The organism is Mycobacterium sp. 852013-51886_SCH5428379, from assembly GCF_001665575.1.
Taxonomy (GTDB): Bacteria; Actinomycetota; Actinomycetes; order Mycobacteriales; family Mycobacteriaceae; genus Mycobacterium.
Map to the genome: position 1 here is coordinate 1 of NZ_LZSU01000008.1, position 15633 is coordinate 15633.

The following is a 15633-nucleotide window of genomic DNA, read 5'->3' on the forward strand; positions in this document are numbered from 1 at the left end:
CTCGACCCTTTTGTCACCCCAGCCCTGCAGACGGCGGGGATCGTGGCACAGTTCGGCATCGAGTTGGCGGCGGTGTTCCACGCTCAAACACGCCGATTCCCGCACGATCACGGTGGCGCGCCATTCGGAGAGCTCCCCGGCCTGGAGGGCGGCCAACGTGCAGGGCATCTCGTGGACCAGGGCGCGGGCGAACCCGAGGTGGCGTCCACCCTTGTTCGGGGAGTCCCGTCGGGCCAGGGCGATCTCGCCGGCCAACCCGCGTCCGCGTTTGTCGGCCGGTACGCCGGCGGCGGCTTCGGCGGCCCGGCGTTTCTCGTCCAGCAGAGCAGTGAGGCGGGCCTGCGCGGCAGCGGCGACGGCCTTGGAGGTCTCCAGCGCGGCGATGCGCTCGATCAGCGCGGCTTCATCCGCGTCGGGGTCCACCGCCACCAGCGTATCGAACACATGTTCGATTGTACCAGAGCGCCAACACACGCCAGCTACATTCGATCCGTGGTCGACGACCGACTCGCCGCATGGCTACTGGATTCAGACCCCGCCCTGCGTTGGCAGGTCGAACGGGATCTCCTCGGCGAGCCACCGGCGGTCTGGGCAGCCACCCGTGCACGGACAGCGACTGAGGGGTTCGGCGCGCGACTACTGGCCCTGCAGGACGCCGACGGGCAGTGGGCCGGCGGCGCGTTCTTTCCCGCCGACTTCCGCTTCGACGATCCGGCACCGGAGCCGGGACAACCCTGGACCGCGACCACGTGGAGCCTGAACTCACTGCGGGAATGGGGCGTCGACGCCGCGATTCTGCGTGAGCGCCGCACCGTAGAGCGTCTCGACGCGCACTGCCGCTGGGAGTACGACGAGCTGCCCTACTGGGGCGGTGAGGTCGACTGCTGCATCAACGCCTGGACGCTCGCCAACGGGGTGTGGTTGGGCGCCGACGTCGCCGGTATCGCCGACTGGTTCACCGCCCACCAACTGGCCGACGGCGGCTGGAACTGCGACTGGGTGGAGGGTTCGGTCCGATCGTCGTTCCATTCGACACTGAACGCGCTGAAGGGCCTGTTGGCCTGGGAGATCGCCACCGGCGGTGACGCCACGACCCGTGCGGCACGCCACGCCGGTGAGGAATACCTGTTGCAACGCAACCTGTTCCGCCGGCTATCCACCGGAGAACCGGTCGGGCCGTGGGTGAGCCGATTCACCTATCCCGACCGTTGGGTCTACAGCGTGCTCAACGCGGCCGACTATTTCCGGACGTCTTCCAAGTTCGACGGCACCGGTCCAGATCCTCGAATGGCCGAGGCGATCGAGACCATCCGTGCCGCAGCGCAACCCGACGGCACCTGGTTGCAGGGCGGACGGCTTTCCGGCCGGGTCTGGTTCGAGGTCGACGCACCGGAGGGCCGGCCATCGAAGTGGCTCACCCTCATCGCCTCGAGGACGCTGGCGTGGTGGGAATGACCGCAGGCCGCTTCGCGCCCAGCCCGTCGGCGGACCTGCACATCGGCAATCTGCGCACCGCGGTGCTGGCGTGGCTGTTCGCCCGCTCCACCGGCCGCCGCTTCCTGATCCGCGTCGAGGATCTCGACGATCGCACCGCCACCGACATCGGCCGCAGGCAACTCGAGGATCTCGCGGCGATCGGGCTCACCTGGGACGAACCGCCGCAGTGGCAGACCGGCCACCGCGCCCGCTACGACCGCGCCATCGCCGAACTCACCGGCCGCGGCCTGCTGTATGAATGCTATTGCAGCAGAAAAGATATCGCTCAGGCACCGCGCGCCCCACACGCCCCGCAGGGCGCGTATCCGGGCACCTGCCGCGACCTGACCCCCGACCAGCGGGCCCTGCGCCGCGCCGAGACCGGCCGCCCACCGGCGCTCCGCCTGCGCACCGACGTCCTCACCCACACCGTCCACGACCTGGTGCACGGTGAATACACCGGCATCGTCGACGATTTCGTCATTCGGCGGGGTGACGGTGTCCCGGCCTACAACCTCGCCGTGGTGGTCGACGACGCCGCCTCCGGCGTCAACCAGGTGGTGCGCGGCGATGATCTGCTCAGTTCGTCGCCGCGGCAGGCACATCTCGCGCACCTGCTGGGCCACCCCGAACCGACGTACGCCCACGTCGCCCTGGTGCTCAACGAGGACGGCGCGCGGTTGGCCAAACGCGACGGTGCGGTCACCCTCGCCGAGATCGGAGTGCCCACCGCATTGCGTCAGATCGCCGATTCGCTCGGCTATGCGGCTGCGGACCTGGAGAGCATGCTCGCCGAGTTCGACCCGGCCGCACTCCCCCGCGAGCCGTGGATCTACTCGCCGGCCTGAGCGGTCAGTACTTCCCGAAGGCCAGTGCGACGTTGTGGCCGCCGAAACCGAACGAGTTGGCCACCGCGTAGCGGAAATCGCCCCGGCGCGGTTCTCCGGCCACCACGTCGAGGGAGATCTCCGGATCGAGTTCGGTCAGGTTGAGCGTCGCCGGCACCACGCCGTCGCGCAGCGCCTGCACCGTCACCACCGCCTCCACCGCACCGGCGGCCCCGATGGAGTTGCCCAGCGCCGCCTTCGGCGCGTAGACGGCAGACGAATGCGAGCCGAGCGCCGCGGTGATCGCGGTGGCCTCGGTCCGGTCGCCGTCGACGGTCCCGGTGGCGTGGGCCTTGATCAGATCGACGTCACCCGGTGAGAGCCCGGCACGCTGTAGCGACCGCCGGATCGCCTCGGTGGCGGACTCGCCGGACGGATCGTTCGTCACCGGGTCGTAGCTGTCAGAGGTGATGCCTGCACCCATCAACCGGGCCAGGACGGTCGCGCCACGCGCCTTGGCGTGTTCCTCGGTCTCGAGGATCATCAACGCCCCACCCTCGCCGAACACCAGTCCGTCGCGAGCGGCGTCGAACGGGCGGCACGCGCCCGCGGGGTCGTCATTGTGGGTCGAGAGCCGGCCCAGCCGCGCCAACGCCGCGATCGGCACGGACTCGATCTTGATCTCGACACCGCCGCAGATCGCCACGTCGGCCTCACCGAGGACGATCTGGCGCCACGCCTCGGCGATCCCGGCCGCCCCGGCCGCATCACCGAGCACCGGGGTGAGCACACCCGCCTTGGCCTTGTGATCCAGCCCCACCGCGGCGGCGGGGGCGTTGGGCATGAACATCTGCACGTCCAGCGGTGATGCCGCCCGCAGCCCCTTGGCCTGCAACGCGAAGTAGCGGTTGAGGATGTCCTCCGAGGCACCGAGGCCGATACCGATCGACACCATCAGGCGGGTGGCGTCCACCTCGGGGTCACCGGCGTTCGCCCAGGCGCGCCGGCCCAGCACCGTCGACATCTTCTGCTGGTAGGACAGCCGGCGCAGTTCGACGCGGTTCAGTTCGGATTCGAAGTTCTCCAGCAACTGGCCGCCGATGCGCACCGGCAGGTCGAATTCCTCGACGAACGGCGCGTCCAGCGCCCGGATACCGCTCTGTCCGGCGAGCAGTTTCTGCCAGGTGTCCTCCGCATCCACCGACAGCGGGGTCGTCGATGCGATGCCGGTGACCACGACGTCGGGAAAGCCGGCCCCGGTGGCCAGCGCTGCCATTTCCGTCACTTGATTCCTCGAAAGGGTTCGTCGATGGGTACTGCTGGGCAACCTAACAGGTCCGGCGGGCATGATCGGCAGGCGAGGGAGACCATGGCAAGTGAAGACGCGCACTTCTACCGGACGGCCGACGGCACGGGTCTGCCGCACGATCCGTTCAACGCCATCGTCGGACCGCGGCCCATCGGGTGGATATCGACGGTGGACGCGAACGGCACACCCAACCTGGCGCCGTACAGCTTCTTCAACGGTTTCAACTACCGCCCACCGGTGGTCGGCTTCGCCTCGATCGGCTGGAAGGACAGCGTCGCCAACATCGAGGCCACCCGCAATTTCGTGTGGAACCTCGCCACCCGCGACCTCGCCGAGGCGATGAACGAGACGTCCGCCTCCGTCCCGGCCTCCGACGACGAATTCGAACTCGGGCGACTCTCGGCCGTACCGTCCGCACTGGTCGACGCACCGCGGGTCCTGGAGAGCCCGGTGAACTTCGAGTGCGTGCTCACCCAGCTGATCCAGCTCACCGACGCCGACGGCGCCGAGATCCCCAGCTGGCTGGTGCTGGGGCAGGTCGTCGCCGCGCACATCGACAGGCGGTATCTGGTGGACGGCGTGTACGACACCGCCGGCCCGGTCCCCATCCTGCGGGCCGGTGGCCCGGCCGATTACGTTGCCGTGGAGCGGGACTCGATGTTCAAGATGGTGCGTCCCGACGACCGCAACCGCTCAGGGTGAGCTGAAGTCTTCTCTCCCGCCCCGCTGCTTGCTAGCGTCCGGCGGTGAGGTTTGCGCGAAAAGCCGTACTGGCGGCGGTCCTGCTCGTGGTGCTGACCGTATCCGCCTGCGGCGGCTCGGCCGACCGCGGCGACGATCCCATCAAATCCGCCGGTGTGCTGCGCGTCGGGACGGAGGGTGTGTACGCACCGTTCAGCTACCACGATCCGGCCACCGGCGAACTCGTCGGCTACGACGTCGACGTGGCGAAGGCTGTTGCCGACAACCTGGGTGTGCGCGTCGAGTTCGTCGAGACGCCTTGGGATTCGATATTCGCCGCGTTGGAGGCCAACAGGTTCGACGTGGTCGCCAACCAAGTCACGATCAACCCCGAGCGGCAGGCCAAATACGATCTCTCCCAGCCGTATTCGGTGGGTGAGGGCGTGATCGTCACGCGAGCCGACGACGACTCGATCACCTCGCTGGCCGACGTCAGAGGTAAGACCGCCGCCGAGAACGCCACCAGCAACTGGTCGCAGGTGGCCCGCGACGCCGGCGCGAACGTCGAGGCGGTCGAGGGCTTCACCCAGGCCATCACCCTGCTCAACCAGGGCCGGGTGGACGTCGTCATCAATGACAGCATCGCGGTGTACGCCTATCTCGCCGAGACCGGCGACCAGAGCGTCAAGATCGCCGCCACCGTGGGAGAGAAGAGCGAACAGGGTTTCGCCGCGCGCAAGGACAGCGGTCTGCTGCCCGAACTCAACGAAGCCCTCGACCGACTGCGCGCCGACGGCACTCTCACCGAGATCTCGCAGCGCTACCTCAAGGCCGACGCCACGGGCGGCCCGCAGGGCGCCGAGCCCCCACCCGCCGGTGCCCAGGCGCAGCCACCGCAGGCGCGCTCCACGTGGCAGCTCGTCCTGGACAACCTGTGGCCACTGGCCCGGGCCGCATTGACGATGACGATTCCGCTGACGATCATCAGCTTCGCGATCGGCCTGGTCATCGCGCTGGCGGTGGCGCTGGCGCGATTGTCGACGAATGTGGTGCTGACCAATGTCGCCCGCTTCTACATCTCCGTCATCCGCGGTACCCCGCTGCTGGTCCAGCTGTTCATCGTGTTCTTCGCGCTGCCCGAGTTCGGCGTGCGGATCGACCCGTTCCCCGCTGCGGTCATCGCGTTCAGCCTGAACGTGGGCGGCTACGCCGCCGAGATCATCCGCAGCGCCATCCAGAGCATCCCCAAGGGCCAGTGGGAGGCCGCGCAGACCATCGGGCTGACCTACACCGGGGCGTTGCGGCGCATCATCCTGCCGCAGGCTGCCCGGGTGGCGGTGCCGCCGCTGTCGAACACCCTGATCTCGCTGGTCAAAGACACCTCGCTGGCCTCGACGATCCTGGTCACCGAGCTGTTGCGCCAGGCCCAGATCGTCGCGGCGCCCACCTTCGAGTTCTTCGCCCTGTACGGCACGGCCGCCGTGTACTACTGGGTGATCTGCCTGGTGCTGTCGTTCGGCCAGAGCCGCGTCGAACACCGACTGGAAAGGTACGTGGCCAGATGAGCGACGATCAGGTGGTCGCCGAAGGTGTGCGAAAGGCCTTCGGAGACCTGCAGGTGCTCAAGGACGTCTCGTTCCGTGTCGCCGCCGGATCGGTGACGACGGTGATCGGACCGTCGGGTTCGGGGAAGACGACACTGCTGCGCGCGCTGAACGCTCTCGAGGTACCTGACGCCGGCGTGATCCGGGTGGGCGGCGAGGACGGCGTCGAGATCGACTTCTCCAAACCGGTGTCCAAAGACGAGCTCCGGCGGTACCGAGCCCGGAGCGGGTTCGTGTTCCAGTCACACAATCTGTTCCCGCACAAGACCGTGCTGCAGAACGTCACCGAGGGCCCGATCATCGTGCAGAAGCGGCCGAAGGACGAAGCCGAGGCCGCCGCCGTCGAACTGCTCGACCAGGTCGGGCTCGCCGACAAACGCGATCAGTACCCGTACCAGCTCTCCGGCGGTCAACAGCAGCGCGTCGGCATCGCCCGAGCGCTGGCGCTGCGGCCGAAGGTCGTGCTGGTCGACGAGCCCACCTCCGCGCTGGACCCCGAACTCGTCGGTGAAGTGCTGTCGGTCATCAAGGATCTCGCCGTCGAGGGGTGGACGCTCGTGGTCGTCACCCACGAGATCCAGTTCGCCCGCCAGGTGTCGAATCAGGTGCTGTTCACCGAGGGCGGCGTGATCCTCGAACAGGGCCCGCCCGAGCAGGTTATCGGTGCGCCGAAACAGAACCGCACCAGGCAGTTCCTCGACCGAATCCTCAACCCGCTGTAGAGCTGCCGTGAGAAGGTGTCCCCCATGGCGAGCCACGAAGCGGACGTCCTCATCGTCGGTGCGGGACTGTCGGGGCTGATCGCTGCCCGCACGGTGCTGGCCGCCGGACTCACCCCGCTGATCCTCGAGGCCGACGACCGGGTCGGTGGGCGCATACTCACCGAGGAGCTCGGCGGGCTGCCGATGGAGTTGGGCGCACAGTGGATCGGTGACACCCACCACCGGATGTTCGCCCTGGCCGCCGAACTCGGCGTCGAGACCTATCCCCAGTTCGACGACGGTGAGACCACCTACGAGCTGGCCGGCACGGGTGTGTTGCGCGGCAACGAATTCCACGACCGGTTCGGCGCGGAGCTCACCGAACTCGAGAAGGTGCTGCGCCGGATCGACGAACTGGCCGCCGACGTCGACCCTGCGGCCCCATGGACGGCGCCGCAGGCCGCCGAATGGGATGCGATCACCGCGGGCGCCTGGTACGACGCGCAGGGGCTGTCACCGGTGGCCCGCACGCTGTTGGAGATCTGCACCGTCGGCATCCTCGCCGTGCCGACCGTCGAGGTGTCGTTCCTGCATCTGCTCTTCACGGTTCAGACATGCGGCGTCACCGCAGAGTTGTTCGCCGAGTCCGAAGGCGGCGCCCAAACCACCCGCTTCGTCGGCGGCACCGCGGAGATCCCGAACCGGTTGGCCGCGTTGCTCTCCGAGCATCTGGTCATGGAATCACCGGTCCAGCTCATCGAATACCGCCCCGACAGCGTGACGGTGCACTGCCGCGGGGGCCGGACCGCCCGCGGGCGCCGGGTGATCGTGGCGGTCTCCCCCATGCTCGCCGGCCGGATCATGTACGACCCGCCGCTGTCCGGATACCGCGACCAGCTCACGCAGCGGATGCCGAATTCGGCGGCGATGAAGGCGTTCTTCGTCTATGACGAGCCGTTCTGGCGGCACGACGGACTCAACGGGCAGCTGATCTCCGACGTCGGACCCGCCCGGATGTCCAACGACACCTGCATCCAGGGCGACGATCACGGTGTGATCCTGCTGTTCCTCGAAGGAGAACAGGCCCGCACCCACGCGCACTGGTCTGAGGAGGACCGGCGAGCCGCGCTGACCGCCGAACTTGTGCGCCATTTCGGCGAGCGCGCCGCGCAGCCGCTCCAGTACATCGACGGTGAGTGGGGCAGCCGACAGTGGACCCGCGGCTGCTACAACGCCAACTGCGGGCCGCTGGTGTGGACGACGTACGGCCCCGCGCTCGCGGAACCGATCGGCCCCATCCACTGGGCCTCCACCGACACTGCCACACAGTGGAGTGCCTACATGGAGGGTGCGGTGGAGGCGGGTGAGCGGGCGGCGCGGGAAGTGATCGGAGAACTCACGGAGGTGGCGAAATGACCGTTGCAGCACTGATCTTCGCCGCGTTGGCGGCGCTGCTACACGTCTATATCTTCGTGATGGAGTCCCTGACGTGGACGAGCCCACGGACCCGTGCGACGTTCGGCACCACCGCCGAGGAAGCCGAGACCACCCGGCTGATGGCGTTCAACCAGGGCTTCTACAACCTGTTCCTGGCTGTGGTCGCCACGGTGGGCATCATCGCAGTCGTGTTGGGCCACATCGGCATCGGAGCAGCGCTGATCTTCGCGGGCGCCGGTTCCATGGCTGCGGCGGCGGTGGTACTTCTGGCGTCGTCGCCGGACAAGGCGCGCGCGGCGCTGACGCAGGGGACGCTGCCGGCGATCGCCGTCATCCTGCTGGTGGCGGCGCTGCTCTAGGGTCTCGACCCGTAGTACCGACCCAGCACGTGCTCACGGAGTTCGTCGAACTCCCCGGCGACGATCGACGCCCGGATCTGGTCGACGAGGCGGACGATGAACCGTTCGTTGTGGATGGTGCACAGCGTGGAAGCCAGGATCTCCTTGGCCTTGAACAGATGATGGATGTAGGCGCGGGTGTAATGGGCGCAGGTGTAGCAGTCGCATTCGCCGTCGATCGGGGTGAAATCACGGCGATAGCGGGCACCGGTGATGTTGTAGCGGCCTGTCGCCGAGTACACCGCGGCGTTACGCGCGACTCGCGACGGCGAGACGCAGTCGAAGGTGTCGGCACCGGCCTCGACGGCGGCGAACAGATCGTCGGGTTCGCTGATCCCGAGCAGATGCCGGGGCTTGTCGCGCGGCAGCTCACTGGTCACCCAGCCGACGATGGTGGCGAGGTTCTGCTTCTCCAGCGCCCCGCCGATGCCGTAGCCGTCGAAGCCGTTTCCATCGGCGTCCCGGATCTCGGTCAGCCCGCGCGCGGCCTGCCGGCGCAGATCCTCGTACTGCGCGCCCTGCACGACGCCGAACAGTGCCTGCGCCGGCTTGTCTGCCCGCTCGACGCTGAGCCTGCGGTGTTCGGCCAGGCAGCGCACCGCCCACGCGTGGGTGCGCTGTACCGACTGCTCCTGGTAGCCGCGGGTGTTGACCAGCGTGGTCAGCTCGTCGAACGCGAAGATGATGTCGGCGCCGAGCTGATGCTGGATCCCGATCGACACCTCGGGCGTGAACCGGTGCGTCGAGCCGTCCAGGTGTGACCGGAAGTTCACGCCGTCGTCGTCGACGACGGCGAGGCGCTCCTTGCCCTCGGCGATGACGTCGTCGGCCTGCAAGCGCTCGGTGTCCATCGCCAGCACCTTGCGGAATCCGGCGCCGAGCGAGAGCACCTGGAATCCGCCGCTGTCGGTGAATGTGGGGCCGGGCCAGTTCATGAACGCGCCGAGCCCGCCTGCGGCGTCGACGATCTCGGGACCAGGCTGCAGATAGAGGTGGTAGGCGTTGGCGAGGACGGCCTGTGCGCCGAGCTGATGCATCGTCTCTGGCAGTACGGCTTTGACGGTGGCCTGGGTGCCGACGGCGATGAACGCGGGGGTGTGAATGTCGCCGTGCGGGGTGCGGATCACCCCCACGCGTCCGGCCCGTTCGGCCAGTTCTGCCTCGATCGTGAAGAACTGCTGATCCACCCGGGGTATTCAACACCGCTGACCGGTTTTCTGCGAATCGCATGACCTGCGAATATGCGCCGCACCATACTGCTGAGGATGGTCCGGGTCCCGAGCCCGGATCGCCGAACGAAGGAGAACAGGTGTGATGCAACGATTGCTGGTGGTTTCCGGTGGCGCCGCGGCGCTCATCGCCGGCCTCGTGGGCTGTTCCTCGGACAGCGGATCGTCGGAGTCGACCTCGTCGAGCAACACGGCGAACGCCACCTCGGCGCAGTCAGAGGCCAAGGTGACCATCGACGGCCAGGATCAGAACATTCAGGGCACGGTCGCCTGCACCTCGATGGGCGGCAACCTCAACATCGCGATCGGTCAGGCCACCACCGGAATCGGTGCGGTGGTCACCGAGGCCGACCCGCCCGCCGTGCAGTCGGTCGGACTGGGCAACGTCAACGGCGTCACCCTCGGATTCCAGCAGGGCACCGGCCAGGGCAACGCCGAGGTCGAGAAAGACGACAAGACCTACACCATCAAGGGCAACGCCACCGGGGTGGACATGGCCAATCCCATGCAGCCGGTGACGAAACCGTTCGAGATCGAGGTCACCTGCCCGTAGCGATGTCGGCGTAGAGCCGCACCAGACCCGACGCGACGGCAAACCGCGGGCCGTGCAGCCCGTCGATGTCGGCCCGACCCACCACGACGCGGTCGGGCCGCAGCGATTCTGCGACGGTGCGCAGCAGTTCGTCGTCGAGCGCCCCGCCGCCGGCCAGCACGAGAACGGCCGGCGGCCGGTCGAATCCGCGTAGGCAGCGGGCGATGTTGGCCGCCACGGTCTCCTGTTTGATCGCCAGCCGCAGGCTGCGCCACTCCTCGGCGGCCAGCCGGTGTGAGAACGGCACCAGACCGGCGCTTCCGCGGGTGCACAGCCTGCCGATGGCCTCCGACGGGGCCGGGCTGTCCAGGAAGAGCCGGCGTCCGTCCTCCTCGTGGGCGACGTGTGGTCCCTCCACGCGCAGCGCGGGTGTGCGTTTGACCCGTTCGGCCAGCGCCCGCGGGACACCGAGTACCCGCGCCACCGCGGTGGTGATCGTCTCCCCCGCGCCCGCGGCGGTGATGATGCGGCCCTGACCGATGAGATCGACCGTGCCACCGCCGATGTCGCACACCACCGCGTCGGGCGGCAGCCCCGGTGTGGTCAGGGCGCCGCGCGCGGCGGCCGTCGGTTCCGAGGCGATGGTGTGCGCCGGCCGGCCGGTCAGCGCGCTGAGCGTCGCGGCGGCGTCGGTCACGGGATCTGCGGCCAGGAGGGCGACGACGGTGCCGCGCGCGTCGACCACACCGCGCCGCAGCCACGCGCCGTTGTCGATCACCGACAGGTCGGTGAAGAACGCGTCGTCGACCCCGGTTCCGTCGGCGGCCGCCTTCAAGGCGCGGATCCGCACGGCCACCACGCTGCCGGGCGGTTCACGGCGCACCACGTCGTGGGCGGCCACCGGCGGATAGCGAATCACGGTGTCGCCGACGCGGCAGTCGACGTAGTCGTCGTCGACGGTCGGCGGTGGGGGTGGACCGGTGCGGGGAGTGACGGCGATGGCAGGGGCGTCCGCCAGTTCCCTGGTGAAGTCCGCGATCTCGTGCAGTCGCTCGTGGCCGAGACCGAGGGCGGCCGACAGCGCGATGGGGTCGGCCATCGCCCGGTAGGCGCGTCCCTCGGCGACCACCTCGACGGCGATCAGCGCACCGCGTTCCACCCCGTCGAGGTTGACCTCGTCGACGACCGGTACGTCGACCGGGATGCGGTTGCGGATCAGCACCGCATCGTCCAGTGCGGCCAGCACACCGGCCACCTGCCAGCCGCGGCCGACCGCCTCGGTGATCGACCGTGCGGCGTCCTCGAAGTCGACGTCGCGCCCGACGGAGACGACCACCGGACCGGTGGCTGGGTCACCGTTCAGATCCGCGATCCGAAAATGCTGCCCCACACCGTGTCCCGCACCGGCGGGAGTACTCGCGTCGTGGCGGCGCAGGCTCCGCACCGGCGCGTGCGGCGACGCGGCGGGGGCCAGCGGTGCGGTGGCGGTGTCGACCGGCCGGATTGTGGCGAGCACGACCTCGTCGACGGCGACGGCAGCGTCCACCTCCAGGCGGTGCAGGAGCGCGGCCGCGGCCTCGAGCGATTCTCTGGACCCCTTGCGGCCCCGTGTCGGGGTCTGGCCGTGCGCGACGGTCTCGACGGCGCCGTCGCTGATTCGGGCCACGACGATCTCGGTGGTGTGGTTGCCGACGTCCACACCCGCGACGACCGTCACCTCAGCAGGCCCCGCCGGGCGTAGACGACGGCAGCCTGCCGGACGAGTTCGGCGCAGCGGGATGCGCCCCGCGCCTCCAGGGAGACGCGCAGCGCTTCCAATTCGTCGGCGGTCGAGCGGTGCGGTCGCAACGCCTCGTAGAGGCTCATGACCTCTTCGTCGCCGAACACGGCCAATTCGGCTGCACGCAGGAAGTTCTCGGCCAGTTGCGGATTGCCGTTCTCCTCCGCGACGACGGCCTGGTGGGCCAGAGCGGTCGGATCCATCCGGAGGTCGGACAGTCCGAGTTCGCCGTCGACGGCTGCGGCGACGGTGAATCTCTGCTCGCTCATGTGCGTACGGCCTCCACGGTGACGGGCGCCTGTCCGGGTTCGCAGGCCTGACGTTCTAGTGCCACCAGGGCCACCGCCCTGGCGTGGTAGCGCGCGGAGATCGATTCGTCGGTTCCGCCGGCGAGGATGGGCAGCGGCGCCATCCCCTTGGCGTGCCGGGCGGCGTTGCGGCCCAACTCGCGATACATCTGGGCCGTCAGCAGCGGCGCGACGCTGAACAGTTCGAGGTTGGCCAGCGGGGCGAGATCTCTGCGATGGATCAGCGCGGTCCCCTTGCCCTGCAATCCGATTCCGATGCCCGAGCCCGAGAGCCGGGCCGCGGTCAGCCCGATCATCCCGACGTCGATCGTGGACCGCACCCGCACCAGCCGTGGCAGGCAACCCTCCTCCTCGAGGCCCGCCCCGAGTTGGCGCAGCACCTCGCCGACCGTCAGCCCGCACAGCGTGAGCCACACCGAACGCCCGAGTGCCGGCGACAGTCCGATGCAGACCTCGCGCGGATCACTGCCCTGACGCGCCGGTTCGACATCGGTGAACGTGATGTGGCCGTGGTGTACGTCCTGATCGGCGGTCAGCTCGGCGGCGCTGCGGGCCTGGCGGATGGCGTCGATCTCCGCGCGACGGTCCTCGGTGAGGGCGTATCCGGTGCCCGGCCCGCTGTAGTCGTTGGGATCGGTGATCTTCGACAACACCCGGAACTCCTCGTCGAAGATCGCCGACGTCTGTAACTGGTCGCCGCGCAACCGTTCCCGCGTCAGGCGCATGATGGCCTCCGCCTCCGGTTCGTATCCGGTGCGGTGCAGCGCTGCGACGACGTCGAACACCGTCAACTGCCTGGCCTCGATGGCATTGGCCGCCTCGGCCACCGCCTTCGGGTCACCGGCGGGCAGATCGCGTGAATCGTTGGCCACCACGACGGCGTCGATGCGGCTGTCGTCGAAGTCGGCGAGTCCGAGATCGCGGTAGACGGCCTGCACGGCGGTCGCCGCGCGGCGCCGCACCCGGGCCAGGTGTTCGGTCGACACCGTGCGCAGACCGCCGTCGGCGCCCCAGTCCCGTTGCAGCACCAGGAAATCGTCCATGTCGTCGGCGTTGAAGTTCGACAGCGCGAAGGCGTTGTCGTACCGCGGGATCGAGCCGAAGCCGGAGAAGATGAAGTCGGCGCCCGCCAGCAGCACCGGCAGCGTGTGCGCGCTGCGGCGAATGTCGGATTCGGAGATCAGGTTATCGTTGCCGGCACAGGATTCGAGGTCGCGCATCATCACCATGAGGTTCTCGGCCAGCAGCTCCTTCATACCCTCCGGAACCGAGGCCACGACACCGACACCATCGATGCCACCGTTCTGCACGCCCTGCGATCCGAGTGCGCGAGCCAGTGCGACACAACGGGATTCGAGGTACAGGATGGAGCACTTCTCGGCCGCGCCCATCAGCACCTCGGCGCCACCGCCGCTGGTCACCCTCATCTTCAGACCTCGCGAGGCGTACGCCGAGGTGAGGATCGCCTTGGAGAACGGGGTGTCGTCACCGTCGACGAACACCTGCTCGGTGCCGTAGATCGAGATGGTCTCGGCATAGCTGGTGAGCCCCCGCAGTCCGAGCCGCAGCTCGAGTGCCTCCTCGATCGAACACTGCGCCATCGCGCCTGCCACCCCGACCTGCGAACCGATCAGCAGCGCAACGGCATTCGACGGCGCGTCGGACAGCACCGGCACCGTGGTCTCCACCTCGCGGAAGCCGTAGGCCACCGCGCTGGCGGCGTCGGCGGCGATCAGCAGCGGATCGTCGAGCTGATTGGTGACGTGGGCCTGGTTGCTGGGTGTGCGGCGGGCCCGCATCTTGCTCATCGCCATCTGCATCTCAACAGGCGTCATCACCGCGAGCACGCGGGCCAGCTTGGCAGGCGTGGTGCCGCCGACGAGTCGCACCACCTCGGCGCGCGACACGTTCGGATCGACCGCGCGTCGGGCCAGCTCGATGTCGGACAACGCCATCGCCTCACCTGCGACGGCAAGGTCGATGCCGTACCGGGCGATGAACTCGTCGATGACGTCGAACTCGGCCGCGGGTTTGCCGTCCAACTCCACGACCGCGCCGTCGCGGATCACCAGGGACGGCTCCGGATCGTGGGGACTGCGCATCGCGACCAGACCCAGCGCCGGATCGGTGACACTGAATCCGTCGAGATTGACCGCTTTTGCATCGAGAATCCGCATCCGACCCTGGTCGAGGTCGCCGTGTTCGGTCATGGTCCTGATCCTGCCAGTGCCGCGGGCGAGGGGCGACACCCATCCCTCACCGGGTATTCGCACCGGGTTTGGCTGTCACGTCTCTCGAATTAGCTGACAACGTTGCTGCGGGGCGCTATCGTCAGGCTCGACATTTTCCGCGTGGTGGATCTTTTCCTGGAGGCTTACGTTGACCTCGGTCCAGCATGCGTTGCGAAGAACCCTGTCCGGACTCGTTCTCGGCGGCGGGATACTGCTGGCTGGTGCGACCGGCGTAGCCGCCGCCGATTCCGGTGTCTCCGCGGGGAACTCGTCGGGAAGTTCATCCGCCGACCCGGGGCGCTCGGTGTCAACGACGGTGAGCCGTCGCGGTGGCGACTCCGACCGGTCGCCGGTCACGAGCGGCGTGCGGACGACCGGCTCCACCACCGCGAAGCGTCCACCGGTCCGACCGGTTTCGGCGAAGCCGGTGCGAGGCAACAGGCCCACAGTCACCAAACCGGCGGTCGTGCGGGTCGTCAAACCTGTCGAACCCGAGGCACCGGCCGAGCCGGTGGTGTACGGCAATCCGAGGCAGAACCAGGACTACTTCGCGAGTGGGAACTGGGAGACCGCGCCACTGATGTCGGCGACGATGATCCTCCGACAGCTCACCGGCGCCATGGTCGATCCCCAAGACCTGGTCGACCAGGGTCTCTCGACCGACAGCAGGTACCGCACCGGCAGAAAGGCCTATCTGGGGCCGGGTGTGAACGACAGGGTCATGTGGTACGACGCTCAGGAACTGCTGTCCGACCGCGGCGTGGAGCTGGTCACCCGCACCCATCCCAAAGCGCAGGAGGGTCGCGCCCTGGCGGACCTTCAAGCAGCACTTCAAGACCCGCGCAAGGCCGTGGCGGTCAACGTTTCCACGCCCATCGACGGCTGGGACAAGCCGCACACCCACGAGGTTGTGGTGTTGGGACTCGACGCCACCAACGGCCAGGTGTATCTGAACGACGCTTGGTCACCGACCTCCGGAAAAGCCAAAGTGATGACACTGGCCGAATTCCTGGCCGCCTGGGCGAACAACTTCTCCACCACTGTCGCGCAGTTGCCGCCGGCGGCGTCGCGCCGCGAGCCGATGACATCCGTCGACACGATGGCCGCCTGAGATGAGGCT

14 protein-coding genes and 1 pseudogene are annotated in these 15633 nt (G+C 68.5%); 9 read left to right on the plus strand and 6 right to left on the minus strand.

Features of this window, described 5'->3' with window-relative positions; all coding sequences use genetic code 11:
* Window positions 1-444, minus strand: a pseudogene (locus A5757_RS01715) (HNH endonuclease); the annotation flags it as partial.
* A 48-nt stretch (window positions 445-492) separates the two neighbouring features.
* Between A5757_RS01715 and A5757_RS01720 the strand changes: the two are divergent.
* A complete protein-coding gene (locus A5757_RS01720) occupies window positions 493-1455 on the plus strand; it encodes a squalene cyclase (protein WP_066828245.1) in 963 nt (320 codons plus the stop codon).
* Window positions 1452-2324 (plus strand): tRNA glutamyl-Q(34) synthetase GluQRS, encoded by an 873-nt coding sequence (gene gluQRS, locus A5757_RS01725; protein ID WP_066828325.1) that lies wholly within the window; start codon window positions 1452-1454, stop codon window positions 2322-2324. Before A5757_RS01720 ends, gluQRS begins: the two co-directional genes overlap by 4 nt.
* Before the next feature lie 4 nt (window positions 2325-2328).
* Here the strand turns inward: gluQRS and A5757_RS01730 are convergent, their stop codons facing one another.
* The gene (locus tag A5757_RS01730; RefSeq protein WP_066828246.1) at window positions 2329-3579 is read right to left on the minus strand and encodes a KasA/KasB family beta-ketoacyl-ACP synthase; all 1251 of its coding nucleotides are present in this window, start codon (window positions 3577-3579) and stop codon (window positions 2329-2331) included.
* Window positions 3580-3672: 93 nt separating this feature from the next.
* Here A5757_RS01730 and A5757_RS01735 point away from each other — a divergent pair, with 93 nt between their 5' ends.
* The 5 genes from A5757_RS01735 to A5757_RS01755 are packed head-to-tail and all read left to right on the plus strand — an operon-like array spanning window position 3673 to window position 8394.
* On the plus strand, window positions 3673-4314 hold the full coding sequence (locus A5757_RS01735) for a flavin reductase family protein (protein WP_066828247.1): 642 nt from the start codon (window positions 3673-3675) through the stop codon (window positions 4312-4314).
* Between the two features lie 44 nt (window positions 4315-4358).
* On the plus strand, window positions 4359-5858 hold the full coding sequence (locus tag A5757_RS22630) for an ABC transporter permease subunit (protein ID WP_082929265.1): 1500 nt from the start codon (window positions 4359-4361) through the stop codon (window positions 5856-5858).
* On the plus strand, window positions 5855-6619 hold the full coding sequence (locus A5757_RS01745; protein ID WP_066828248.1) for an amino acid ABC transporter ATP-binding protein: 765 nt from the start codon (window positions 5855-5857) through the stop codon (window positions 6617-6619). The genes A5757_RS22630 and A5757_RS01745 overlap by 4 nt, the downstream gene beginning before the upstream one ends.
* Window positions 6620-6643: 24 nt before the next feature.
* Entirely contained in the window at window positions 6644-8014 is a 1371-nt protein-coding gene (locus A5757_RS01750) for an FAD-dependent oxidoreductase (RefSeq protein ID WP_066828249.1), read from the plus strand.
* On the plus strand, window positions 8011-8394 hold the full coding sequence (locus A5757_RS01755) for a DUF1304 domain-containing protein (protein WP_066828250.1): 384 nt from the start codon (window positions 8011-8013) through the stop codon (window positions 8392-8394). The genes A5757_RS01750 and A5757_RS01755 overlap by 4 nt, the downstream gene beginning before the upstream one ends.
* Here the strand turns inward: A5757_RS01755 and tgt are convergent.
* Entirely contained in the window at window positions 8391-9620 is a 1230-nt protein-coding gene (gene tgt / locus A5757_RS01760) for a tRNA guanosine(34) transglycosylase Tgt (protein WP_066828251.1), read from the minus strand. The genes A5757_RS01755 and tgt overlap by 4 nt on opposite strands.
* Window positions 9621-9744: 124 nt before the next feature.
* Here tgt and A5757_RS01765 point away from each other — a divergent pair, with 124 nt between their 5' ends.
* Window positions 9745-10215, plus strand: a complete 471-nt coding sequence (locus A5757_RS01765) for a lipoprotein LpqH (protein ID WP_304440360.1) — start codon at window positions 9745-9747, stop codon at window positions 10213-10215.
* Here the strand turns inward: A5757_RS01765 and A5757_RS01770 are convergent.
* Genes A5757_RS01770 through A5757_RS01780 form a run of 3 tightly spaced genes read right to left on the minus strand, consistent with a single transcriptional unit; the run spans window position 10202 to window position 14459 of the window.
* Window positions 10202-11911 (minus strand): diol dehydratase reactivase ATPase-like domain-containing protein, encoded by a 1710-nt coding sequence (locus tag A5757_RS01770; protein WP_066828253.1) that lies wholly within the window; start codon window positions 11909-11911, stop codon window positions 10202-10204. The genes A5757_RS01765 and A5757_RS01770 overlap by 14 nt on opposite strands.
* Window positions 11908-12243 (minus strand): diol dehydratase small subunit, encoded by a 336-nt coding sequence (locus A5757_RS01775; protein WP_066828254.1) that lies wholly within the window; start codon window positions 12241-12243, stop codon window positions 11908-11910. The genes A5757_RS01770 and A5757_RS01775 overlap by 4 nt, the downstream gene beginning before the upstream one ends.
* Entirely contained in the window at window positions 12240-14459 is a 2220-nt protein-coding gene (locus A5757_RS01780) for a propanediol/glycerol family dehydratase large subunit (RefSeq protein WP_066828327.1), read from the minus strand. Before A5757_RS01780 ends, A5757_RS01775 begins: the two co-directional genes overlap by 4 nt.
* A gap of 520 nt (window positions 14460-14979) precedes the next feature.
* Here A5757_RS01780 and A5757_RS01785 point away from each other — a divergent pair.
* Window positions 14980-15624: a hypothetical protein gene (locus A5757_RS01785; protein ID WP_156618109.1), complete on the plus strand. Its 645-nt coding sequence runs from the start codon at window positions 14980-14982 to the stop codon at window positions 15622-15624.
* Window positions 15625-15633 lie beyond the last annotated feature (9 nt).

Coding starts and splice junctions, on each gene's coding strand:
- gluQRS (WP_066828325.1), top strand. CDS start 1,452: ATGACCGCAGGCCGCTTCGCGCCCAGCCCGTCGGCGGACCTGCACATC.
- A5757_RS01730 (WP_066828246.1), bottom strand. CDS start 3,579: ATGGCAGCGCTGGCCACCGGGGCCGGCTTTCCCGACGTCGTGGTCACC.
- A5757_RS01735 (WP_066828247.1), top strand. CDS start 3,673: ATGGCAAGTGAAGACGCGCACTTCTACCGGACGGCCGACGGCACGGGT.
- A5757_RS01745 (WP_066828248.1), top strand. CDS start 5,855: ATGAGCGACGATCAGGTGGTCGCCGAAGGTGTGCGAAAGGCCTTCGGA.
- A5757_RS01750 (WP_066828249.1), top strand. CDS start 6,644: ATGGCGAGCCACGAAGCGGACGTCCTCATCGTCGGTGCGGGACTGTCG.
- A5757_RS01755 (WP_066828250.1), top strand. CDS start 8,011: ATGACCGTTGCAGCACTGATCTTCGCCGCGTTGGCGGCGCTGCTACAC.
- A5757_RS01775 (WP_066828254.1), bottom strand. CDS start 12,243: ATGAGCGAGCAGAGATTCACCGTCGCCGCAGCCGTCGACGGCGAACTC.
- A5757_RS01780 (WP_066828327.1), bottom strand. CDS start 14,459: ATGCGGATTCTCGATGCAAAAGCGGTCAATCTCGACGGATTCAGTGTC.